Source organism: Trichloromonas sp., from assembly GCF_041583255.1.
Taxonomy (GTDB): domain Bacteria; phylum Desulfobacterota; class Desulfuromonadia; order Desulfuromonadales; family Trichloromonadaceae; genus Trichloromonas.
Map to the genome: position 1 here is coordinate 1 of NZ_JBFHGD010000125.1, position 9,696 is coordinate 9,696.

Annotated in this window: 8 protein-coding genes, 2 tRNA genes and 1 pseudogene; 3 read left to right on the forward strand and 8 right to left on the reverse strand. The window is 58.9% G+C overall.

Features of this window, described 5'->3' with window-relative positions; genetic code table 11:
• From ABYV89_RS10780 to rnhA, 3 genes and pseudogenes are all read right to left on the reverse strand, one after another.
• Positions 1 to 96, reverse strand: a pseudogene (locus ABYV89_RS10780) (NADH-quinone oxidoreductase subunit B); the annotation flags it as partial.
• Positions 93 to 545, reverse strand: a complete 453-nt coding sequence (locus ABYV89_RS10785; RefSeq protein WP_432822959.1) for an NADH-quinone oxidoreductase subunit A — start codon at positions 543 to 545, stop codon at positions 93 to 95. The pseudogene ABYV89_RS10780 and the gene ABYV89_RS10785, both read right to left, overlap by 4 nt.
• A gap of 113 nt (positions 546 to 658) precedes the next feature.
• Entirely contained in the window at positions 659 to 1,126 is a 468-nt protein-coding gene (gene rnhA / locus ABYV89_RS10790) for a ribonuclease HI (RefSeq protein ID WP_432822960.1), read from the reverse strand.
• Positions 1,127 to 1,424: 298 nt separating this feature from the next.
• On the opposite strand from rnhA, the gene ABYV89_RS10795 reads away from it, so the two are divergent.
• The 3 genes from ABYV89_RS10795 to ABYV89_RS10805 all read left to right on the forward strand — a co-directional run bounded on the left by ABYV89_RS10795 (position 1,425) and on the right by ABYV89_RS10805 (position 5,464).
• The gene (locus ABYV89_RS10795) at positions 1,425 to 3,221 is read left to right on the forward strand and encodes a DUF4388 domain-containing protein (protein ID WP_432822961.1); all 1,797 of its coding nucleotides are present in this window, start codon (positions 1,425 to 1,427) and stop codon (positions 3,219 to 3,221) included.
• Positions 3,222 to 3,271: 50 nt separating this feature from the next.
• Entirely contained in the window at positions 3,272 to 4,342 is a 1,071-nt protein-coding gene (locus tag ABYV89_RS10800; protein ID WP_432822962.1) for a type IV pilus twitching motility protein PilT, read from the forward strand.
• Between the two features lie 255 nt (positions 4,343 to 4,597).
• Entirely contained in the window at positions 4,598 to 5,464 is an 867-nt protein-coding gene (locus tag ABYV89_RS10805; RefSeq protein WP_432822963.1) for a GGDEF domain-containing protein, read from the forward strand.
• A gap of 297 nt (positions 5,465 to 5,761) precedes the next feature.
• Here the strand turns inward: ABYV89_RS10805 and ABYV89_RS10810 are convergent.
• The 5 genes from ABYV89_RS10810 to ABYV89_RS10830 form a co-directional block, all read right to left on the reverse strand.
• Positions 5,762 to 5,839: transfer RNA gene (locus ABYV89_RS10810), tRNA-Glu, on the reverse strand.
• Positions 5,840 to 5,888: 49 nt separating this feature from the next.
• A tRNA-Lys gene (locus ABYV89_RS10815) sits at positions 5,889 to 5,964 on the reverse strand.
• 81 nt (positions 5,965 to 6,045) lie between these two features.
• The gene (locus ABYV89_RS10820) at positions 6,046 to 7,338 is read right to left on the reverse strand and encodes an adenylosuccinate synthase (RefSeq protein ID WP_432822964.1); all 1,293 of its coding nucleotides are present in this window, start codon (positions 7,336 to 7,338) and stop codon (positions 6,046 to 6,048) included.
• A 23-nt stretch (positions 7,339 to 7,361) separates the two neighbouring features.
• Positions 7,362 to 8,648 carry an ATP phosphoribosyltransferase regulatory subunit gene (locus ABYV89_RS10825; protein ID WP_432822965.1) on the reverse strand — a complete coding sequence of 429 codons (1,287 nt, stop codon included), beginning with the start codon at positions 8,646 to 8,648 and terminating at the stop codon, positions 7,362 to 7,364.
• 74 nt (positions 8,649 to 8,722) lie between these two features.
• Positions 8,723 to 9,696, reverse strand: a 974-nt coding sequence (locus ABYV89_RS10830; RefSeq protein WP_432822966.1) for an NAD(P)-dependent oxidoreductase, incomplete at its 5' end; no start/stop codon positions are given.

Here is a 9,696-nt window from a genome sequence, read left to right on the forward strand (position 1 = left end):
GCCGAAGAACATCGGCCAGAGGCTGTTTTTGCGCCCCCAGTTGATGGCGTCGTCGAGGTTGGCGAGGATGACGTTGTTGGGGATTTCTTCGCTCATCCGCTCCTCCGGGAGCGCCTTTGGGCGCTCGGGCCCCAGTCGAGGCCGCCCATTTTCCAGAGGTAGACCAGGCCGAGAAAGAGGATGACGATGAAAAAACAGATCTGGGCAAAGCCGGCCCAGCCGAGCAGGTCCCAGGCCACGGCCCAGGAAACAATGAAGATTGCTTCGACGTCGAAGACGATGAAAAAGATGGCGACCAGATAGAACGGGACCGGTTCGACCAGGCGGGCGGCGCCGGAAGGGGCTATGCCCGACTCGTAGGGTTCGCTTTTCAGGGGAGAGCGGGTTTTGTGGCCGAGAAACCAGGCCAGAAAAAGCAGGAGGCCGATCACGAAGAGGGCGATGCCGGCATACAGGCCGAGGGTCAACAGCGCCTCAAAAGAAGGAGGACTCTCTCCGCCAGGCGGCGCTGGCGGCAGGCGGGTTGCGGTGGCGAGTGCGGGCATGCGGCTCATGCTTTCAACGTGGTTTGCCGGATCGCGGGCCGGGCTCACGCATTGGATGAATTGACATAAAAAGACCCCCGACGGAGAGTTCGGGGACCAATTTAATCATTCTATCAGGGAATCATTTGCTGTCTATCCCGGCCGCAGGCGATGGCGGCACGGGCCAGCTCGTCGCAGCGTTCATTTTCGACGTGCCCGGCGTGCCCCCGCACCCAGTGCCATTCGACCTCATGCCTGCGGGTTTGTTCCAGCAGTTGCTCCCAGAGGTCGCGATTGGCAACGTCCTTTTTCTGCGAATTTTTCCAGCCCTTCTTGACCCAGTTGTGGATCCACTCGGTGATCCCTTTTTTGACATATTCGGAGTCGGTGGTCAGACGGACCCGGCAAGGTCGTTTGAGTGCGGCCAGCCCGGCGATGGCGCCGGCCAGTTCCATGCGGTTGTTGGTCGTCTCGGCGGCAAAGCCCGAGAGTTCCTTGACCCTGTCCCCATGCCTGAGAATGGTGCCCCAGCCGCCGGGGCCGGGATTGCCGCTGCAGGCACCGTCAGAAAAAATTTCTACGATCTGTTTTTCGCCAGTCATCTGTTTCCTGTTGGGTTGCTGCCGCAAAAGATTGAAACGGTCGCCAGAATAGCACAGACGACCTGACAAAACAAAACCTTACGGTGGATTGGCCGGAATGTCGGGGGGAGCCTGTCCACCCATTATCTGCCGTCGCTTTCGGCATAACTATTCTTGCAATACCGGCTAGTTTGGATTAACTTGGAACAACTTTGCCCCACTTTCTCCGTTTTGGCCAGCTGAGAGGAAATTCCGGCCCGCCGCTTGCACATATAAAGCCGCTGTCGTGTCATCACATTTCCGAGAGAGAGAATAGAAAATGTCTTTTACCGGCGATCTGGAACACCTGCCCATAGTCGATGTTATTCAGCTGCTCCACTCAACCCGCAAATCCGGCACCCTCTGCGTCAAGGGGGGGCGAGGGGAGAGTCAGCTGGTTTTCAGCGAAGGCTACATCTCTAGCGCCAATCACTCGAATACCAGCGTCCGCATCGGCAAAATCCTGGTTGGAATGCGAGCGATAACTGCCGACCTCTGCGACAAGGCTTTGCTCGAGCAGAAGAATGCGGGTTCTGCGCGCAAACCGCTGGTGGCCATTCTCATCGAGCAAGGGCATCTGAAGAAGGAGGACGCCTACAAGGGGCTCAAGTCTCTGATCGAGATGACCGTGGTCGAAATGCTGCGCTGGACCCGCGGCACCTTCACCCTCGATGTCGAAACCAGGGTCGTTTCCGATGAGTATCGTTATTTTCCGGAAATGCTCCATCAGGAGATCAACCTCGACACCCAGCGGGTGCTGATGGATGCCCTGCGGGTATTCGACGAGCAGAATCGCGACGGTGGTTTTGAAGAGGAGGAATGGGCGGAAGAGGCAGCGGCAGAAAGCCCCGAGGCGGACGTCCCCGAGGCGGATGCTGGAGAGAGCGCCGGTTTTAATCTGTCCGCTGATGACCTGGGGCTCGGCGAGGTTGATCAGCTTGAAAAAAAAGTTCCCGAGGTTTTTTCCGGTATCGAAATCGTAGACCCCGCCGATGTCCACCGGCGGGTGGTCGGCGCGGCGCTGGCCGGGGTTGACGGCGATGTCCGGGAGCGTCTGGTCGATTTTCTGGGCCGATATCCCGCACCGCAGGCCGAGGGGGATTCGGCGCCCCGGTCGGAGAGGGCGACCCGGTCACTGGTTTTCCTCAGCAGGAACGCCCTTGCCAGGCATGTCGTCATGACGTTCTGCAAGCACCTGGAGATTCTGGTGTTCACCACCGACGACGATGGGTCTCTCGACCTGATCCTCGGGCAGTCGCTGAACAAGGGGATGGTCCCGCTGCTGGTCGTCGATGCCCCTGACGAGTCGGCGGCCGGCTGGTCGCAGGACGAACTGATCGCTCTGCGTCAGCAGAAAAGAGAAGCCTATCCCCAGGTGCCTACCCTGCAGCTGGTTACGGAGACCGACGAGGCTTTTATCCTCCAGGCCTACCGGGACGGAGCCAGGGCGGTATTGCCCCGACCCGGCGGGGCGTCTGCCGATGTGCCGGCGCTGATCCGTTTTTTCGAAACCCTGCTGACCTACATCAAGGATTACTTTGATGCCAAGGAGCAGCCTTCTAACGGCGAACTCAAGGACGAACTGCTCAGGCTGCAGGGGCTTCATGACGCCCCGGAGCTCTCCTTCGCGCTGCTGCAGCGGGTGGCGGCTTCCTTCGAGCGGGCCCTGACCTTTATCGTTCGGCCCGGCGAACTGCTCGCCGAGCGGGGGGTCGGGATCGGCCAGGATAAACTGCAGGGCCCGTCGCAACCCCTGAAGTTCAAGATTCCGCTCGATACACCTTCACTGTTTCACCAGGTTATGACAGAAGGCCAGTTGTATTACGGGCGTTGTGACGATCAGGTGGTTGCCAGCCAGCTGTTTTCCCGGATCGGCGCCCCCCGGTCCCCATCGGTGCTGCTGCTGCCGATCTGCAGCCGCGGCCGGGCCATTGCCTTGATTTACGGGGATTTCGGGCCGGCTGCGGCCGGGTCGGTGCCGCTCGACTCTCTTGCCATTCTTGCCGGCCAGGCCGGATTGATTCTCGAAAATGCCCTTTGCCGGCGGCAGCTTGAAAAGGCCGCTGCGCAGGGATGATTCACACTGCTTGATTCAATGATCCATTGAACTTGATAAAGGGGTCGACCATGGACATGAAAACCTTGAACCAGATTCTGGAGATCGCTTTTGAAAAACGGGTGTCCGACGTTCATTTTGAAGTGGACAATCCGCCGTTTTTTCGGGCCAGGGGGCAGCTGCTGCGTTCCAAGCTGGCCAAGCTGACCGCCGAGGATACCGAGTTCATAGCCGGCAAGATTATGGAACACAATGGCCGCACCCTGCCGGAAAGCCTCCGGGAATGCGACGCCTCCTACTCGCTGGCCAACGGCGGACGGTTCCGGGTCAGCATCTTCCGCCAGCGCGGTTCCTACGGCATCGTCATGCGGGTGATTCCGCCTACCGTCGGCACCTTTCAGGACCTCAAGCTGCCGGCGGTGCTCGAAGAAATCGTCAAGGCCCCCAACGGACTGATCCTGGTCACCGGGCCGACCGGCAACGGCAAGTCGACCACCCTGGCTTCGATGCTGCGCTTCATCAACGAAAAGTACAGTTACAACATCATTACCATTGAAGATCCCGTCGAATTCCTTTTCAGCTCCAACAAGAGCTGCATCATTCAGCGCGAAGTCGGCATCGACACCGAGGATTTCAGCTCGGCCCTCAAGGCGGCCCTGCGCATGGACCCCGATGTCATCATGGTCGGCGAGATGCGCGATCTCGAAACCATCGATTCCTGCATCAAGGCTGCCGAGACCGGGCACCTGGTCTTTTCGACCCTGCACACCCAGAATGCCGCCTCCACGATCAACCGTCTGGTCGGCCATTTCCCGCCCGACTCCCAGGAAATCGTCCGTCAGCGACTCGCCGACATCCTCGTCGCTACCATCTCGCTGCGACTGATCAAGGACAAGACCGGAGAAAACATCGTTCCGGTCATCGAGGTTATGCGTTCGACCACCACCATCCAGGCCTGTATTCGGGAAGGGCGCCTCGACGAGATCGAGCAGAACATCGAGAAAGGGCGGGCCCAGTACAACATGCAGAGCATGGATCAGCACCTGATCGAGCTCTGCAAGAAAGATATCATCACCATCAACGAGGCCAAGCGGGTTTCCCGCTCGATGGACCTGGACCGGAAGCTGACCTTTACCGCTTAGTCGACAGAGGCAGGGTGGGCGCACTCTTGTGGTCCGGATTCTGGCTGTTATATATATCGCCCTGCTGGAATCGATTCAGCGGGGCGATTTGCTATGGGTTTAGTGGCTTTGAACCCAGAGCTTGCGAGTGGTCAGGCGAAAAGATAGAACGTAGAAGCAGCTTGTCGCCGCAGGAATGAACTTTTTGGCTACAGCTTTGCCGCATGCCCTTTCGCCGTGTTTATTCAGGAGTGGTCAAGCAGAAGGAATCCCGTTATGTTCGCTCATCTCAACGCACTCCTTGAGGGGAAATCATCTTTTCAGGTTACAGCCGCCTCTGTGCTGCTGGTATCTGCGCTTGCCGCGATTGATTACGCCACAGGCTATGAGGCGTCTTTTTCCATTTTCTACCTGGTGCCGACTGCGCTTGCCACATGGTATGGAGGGAAGAGGCAAGGGGTGCTCCTCAGCATCGTCAGTGCGACCGTCTGGTTTATTGCGGACAAGACCGCCGGGCATCAATACAGTCTGGCCTTTATCCCGCTCTGGAACGCTTTTGTCCGGTTCCTGTTTTTCATCGTCACGGTGGAATTGCTCGTAACGGTGAAAAGGCAGTTGGAGAAAGAACGGGTCATGGCGAGGATCGACGGACTTACCGGAGCAATGAACGGGCGCGCATTCAGGGAGGCTGCGCAGACAATCCTTAGTATATCGACGCGTTACGAACGGCCGATTGTTATTGGATATATCGATATCGATAATTTCAAGAGCGTGAACGACACCCTTGGGCATAGCGAGGGAGACAGGGTGCTTAGAACTGTTGCCGCCATTCTTTTGAAGGACGTACGTCGTGCCGACCTTTTAGGGCGCATGGGAGGGGATGAATTCGCCTTCCTGCTGCCAGAGACCACATGCTCCGGGGCTATCTCAATGTTCAAGGGGCTGCGGGAAAAACTCTTGGCGGAGGTTGAGGAAGCCGGCTGGCCCATCGGATTCAGTATCGGTGTGGCCGTTTTCCATATTGCGCCGTCAAGCATTGACGAGGCGATCAAATGTGCAGATACGCTGATGTACCGCGTAAAGTATGGCGGAAAGAATAATATGTTGTTTGAAGAGTTCGGCCGCTTGGAGCCGGGCGGGTGATAACCGAATCGGAGAGCTCTGCTGAAGTCGGGCGGGGTAAACCAGTAATAAGCTGCTACGCAAAGAAAAAGCCCTGCCGAATTCGATTTGGCAGGGCTTTTAACTTTTGGCGTCCCCAGGGGGATTCGCCCACTACGTCGCCTGAATCAGGCGGGCTCCTGCGTCGACTCCCCTGCGTTCGCTGACGCGGCCATCCCTGGCCGCTTTCCTGACATCAAGTCAGCGCTCACTACGCTTCGAATCCCCCCGGTGCAACGTAAAAAGCCCCGCCATGTGAATGGCAGGGCTTTTAACTTTTGGCGTCCCCAGGGGGATTCGAACCCCCGTCGCCGCCGTGAAAGGGCGGTGTCCTGGGCCAGGCTAGACGATAGGGACTTAACTTCAAGTCCCCGCAGGAAATGACCCTGCGGTTTCTGTTTTAAAATGGTGAGACGGGGGGGGATCGAACCCACGACCATCTGATTAAAAGTCAGATGCTCTACCGACTGAGCTACCGTCTCACAAAGGGAACCAACTTATAAAAGATTCCTCGGTTATAGTCAACCCCTTTTTTGGTTTTTCGTCACGAAAATTTCGTTTTTTCAGTTGAAAGGGTTTTTGACCTGGATGGTTTCGCTGCGGCGGGGGCCGATGGAAACCAGCACTGCCGGGCACCCGGTGACCTGCTCAAGCTTTTTCAGGTAATCCTGAGCTTTCTCCGGCAGGGTTTCGAAGCTGGTGGCCTTGGAAAGGTCGCAGTTCCAGCCGTCGACTTCTTCGTAGACCGGTTTGCATTCCTTGAGCACTTCGAGGTCCTGGGGGAAATCTTCGAGCATTTCACCGCGGTACGAATAGGCGGTGCAGATCTTGATGGTTTCAAGGTCGTTAAGGACGTCCATCTTGGTGATGGCCAGCCCGGTCATGCCGTTGGTGCGCACCGCTTCACGCAGGGCGACCGCATCGAACCAGCCGCAGCGGCGCGGCCGGCCGGTGGTGGCGCCGAATTCCTGTCCGGCCTGGCGCAGTTTCTCGCCCATCTCGTCATTCAGTTCGGTGGGGAAAGGCCCTTCGCCGACCCGGGTGACATAGGCTTTGGAGATGCCGACCACGGCATCGATGAAGCGCGGGCCGACGCCGGTGCCGGTGCAGGCGCCGCCGGCGATGGTCGACGACGAGGTGACGTAGGGGTAGGTGCCGTGGTCGACGTCGAGCAGGCTGCCCTGGGCGCCCTCGAAGAGGATATTCTGCCCCTCGCTGATGCTCTGGTTGAGCAGCTTGGAGGCGTTGCCGAGGTATTTGCTGAGCAGTTGGCCGTAGGCACTGTATTCTTCGATGATGGCGCTTTCGTCGAGGGTTGGGCAGCCGAGCATCTTTTCAAGGAGGAAGTTCTTTTCGGGGAGCATTTCCTTGACCTTGCGGGCGAAGATTTCCGGGCGGATCAGGTCGATGAAGCGGATGCCGCGACGGCCGACTTTGTCTTCGTAGGTGGGGCCAATGCCGCGGCCGGTGGTGCCGATCTTGCGGGCGCCGGAATTGCTTTCGCGAGCGATGTCGATGGCCTTGTGGTACGGCATGATGATGTGCACGTTGCCGTCGACCACCAGTTGGCTGTCGTTCTTGAGGTAGCCTTTTTTCTTCAGCTTGTCGATTTCTTCAAGAAAGACCTTAGGGTCGAGGACCACGCCGTTGCCGATAATGCAGCGCTTGCCTTCGTGAAGAATTCCGGAGGGGATCAGGTGCAGGACAGTCTTCTCGTTGCCGACCACCAGGGTGTGGCCGGCGTTGTTGCCGCCCTGGTAGCGCACGACATCCTTGGCGTATTCGGTGTAGATGTCGACGACCTTGCCTTTTCCTTCGTCGCCCCATTGGGCGCCTACGATAATTACATTGGCCATGTGTTGATTGTCTCCTGATAGGATTAAAGAGCAAAATCCTCGGCGAAGAGGTTCTGATACGCAAGCTTGCGTTCCGACCCGTCAGTCAGGTCGATGATCAGGACTTCTTCGCGATTTTCTCCGGCGCACAGGATGAAGCGGAAGTTCATCTTGTGGGCGTAGTTGATGGATTCTTGTAAGCCGCGGGCGATGATGTCGCGGGCGGCGGAATAGCCCTTGGCTCGAAGAGCCTGGGCGATTTGCTGGGCGGCCTGCTTGTTGTCTCCGGTTTGAAAGATCAGCACGTCGGTCTGGTGGGCGGCCACCGCATCGAGTTCTTTATCGAGAGCAAACAGCAGGTTGAGCAGGTTGAAGGCGAAGCCGGTCGCCGGGGCCGGATAGCCGTAGCGAGCGGTGAGGTTGTCGTAGCGACCGCCGAGGCAGACCGCCCGCCCGATGCCGGTGAGAAAACCCTGGAAAGTCAGGCCGGTGTGATAGTCGAGGCCGCGCAGTTCGCCGAGGTCAAAAGTGACGTGGTCTTCAACGCCGTAAACGGTGAGGATGTCGAGCACCCGGGCGAGGTTGTCGAGGGCCCGGCGGGAGCGGTCGTTGGAAACGGACTGCTCGGCCTTGGCCAGCACTTCGCGGCCGCCGAACAGGCGCGGCAGGGCGAGGATTTCTTCGCGGGCGCGGTCGTCCAGGGGGGCTTTTTCTAGCAGGGACTTCAGGGTCGAGTTGTCTTTGCGGGCGATGGCGCCCTGCAGTTCGGCCGCCAGCGGCGTCGGCAGGGACAGGTCGGCCATGACGCCGCGGAAGAATTCGACCTGGCCGACGTCGATGGTGAATTCGCTGGCACCGAGGGCCTGCAGGCTTTCGACGGCCATGGCGATCATCTCGGCGTCTGCTTCCGGGCTTTCGAGGCCGATCATTTCGACCCCGGCCTGAAAAATCTCGCGGTCCTTGCCGGCCTGCTGTTCAGTATGGCGCAACACCCGGCCGGTATAGCACAGACGCAGCGGCAGCGGGACGTCTTTCATCCGGGTGGCGACAATGCGGGCCACCTGGGGGGTGATGTCGGGAGTAAAGGCCACCAGCTTGCCGCTCTGGCGGTCGTCAAAGCGGAAGGTCTTTTCGCGCAGCCCCTCGCCGAGTCCGCGTTCGAGCACGTGCAGGTATTCCAGCGAAGGGGGAACGATGGGACGAAAGCCCCATTGGGAAAAAACCGACAGCAGGGTTTTCTGCAGAAAATCGATTTTGGCTGCCTTGGCCGGCAGGAAGTCCTTGACCCCCTTGGGGAGGATGGCTTCAAGGGTGGTGTTGTCGACAGTCATAAGTGGTGCGGTCCTTTTGCGGTCGTTGCAGTTCCGTCTGATGTAGCAAAGGGGCGGCCGGAGAGGTGGCAACCTCAGAGCTGAACCTGAACGGCTGAAAGTATATGTTCGTTGCTGCGCAGCTCATTAAGTAGCGAGTCAGGTATCCGGCTGTCAATGTTGATCAGGGAGATGGCCCTCCCCTGGATTTTGCGCCGCGAGAGGTTCATCATGGCAATGTTGACGCCGGCATTCGCCAGGGCCTGGCCGATGAAGCCGATAACCCCGGGGCGGTCGTCGTTGTGCAGAATCAGGATCTGCCCGTCGGGAATCGCTTCGACGTGATAATCGTCGACCCGGACAATCCGGTAGTCGTCAGCGGAAAATACCGTCCCGCAGACCGAGTGCTCGCCTTCTTCACTGAGTACCGTCAGCCGGATCATGTTGGCGAATCCTTCGGCGGTACTGCTCTTGGCTTCAACCACCCGGATGCCGCGTTCGCGGGCCCGGTGGCTGGCGTTGACGAAGTTGACCATTGAACCGATCATCGGCGTCAGCAGGCCCTTGAGCAGGGCCATGGTCAGGGGGTCGAGGGGGAACCCGGTGACGCTGCCGGAATATTCGATGGTGACTTTCTTGATGCCGCGGGCGTAGCGTTGAGCCTGAAAGGCCCCAAGGCGCTCGGCCAGTTCAACGTAGGGTCGTATGATCGAAAGCATTTCCGCGTTGATCGACGGCACGTTAAGGGCGTTGACGACAATCCCCTTCTGCAGGAAGTCGATAATCTGGTGGGCCGTCTGTACGGTGACGTTGACCTGGGCGTCGCGGGTCGCGGCTCGCAGGTGCGGGGTGCAGATGACCTGGTCAAGCTGCAGCAGCGGGTGGTCCTTGCCCGGCGGCTGGCTGGAGAAAACGTCGAGAGCGGCTCCGGCCACCCGGCCGTCGCGCAGGGCTTGGGCCAGGGCGTCCTCGTCGATCAGGCGGCCGACAGCGCAGTTGATGATGTGGCAGCCGCGCTTGACCTTGCCCAGGGCTTCCTCGCCGATGAGCCCTTCGGTTTCGTTGTTCA

Coding starts and splice junctions, on each gene's coding strand:
- ABYV89_RS10785 (WP_432822959.1), bottom strand. CDS start 545: ATGCCCGCACTCGCCACCGCAACCCGCCTGCCGCCAGCGCCGCCTGGC.
- rnhA (WP_432822960.1), bottom strand. CDS start 1,126: ATGACTGGCGAAAAACAGATCGTAGAAATTTTTTCTGACGGTGCCTGC.
- ABYV89_RS10795 (WP_432822961.1), top strand. CDS start 1,425: ATGTCTTTTACCGGCGATCTGGAACACCTGCCCATAGTCGATGTTATT.
- ABYV89_RS10800 (WP_432822962.1), top strand. CDS start 3,272: ATGGACATGAAAACCTTGAACCAGATTCTGGAGATCGCTTTTGAAAAA.
- ABYV89_RS10805 (WP_432822963.1), top strand. CDS start 4,598: ATGTTCGCTCATCTCAACGCACTCCTTGAGGGGAAATCATCTTTTCAG.
- ABYV89_RS10820 (WP_432822964.1), bottom strand. CDS start 7,338: ATGGCCAATGTAATTATCGTAGGCGCCCAATGGGGCGACGAAGGAAAA.
- ABYV89_RS10825 (WP_432822965.1), bottom strand. CDS start 8,648: ATGACTGTCGACAACACCACCCTTGAAGCCATCCTCCCCAAGGGGGTC.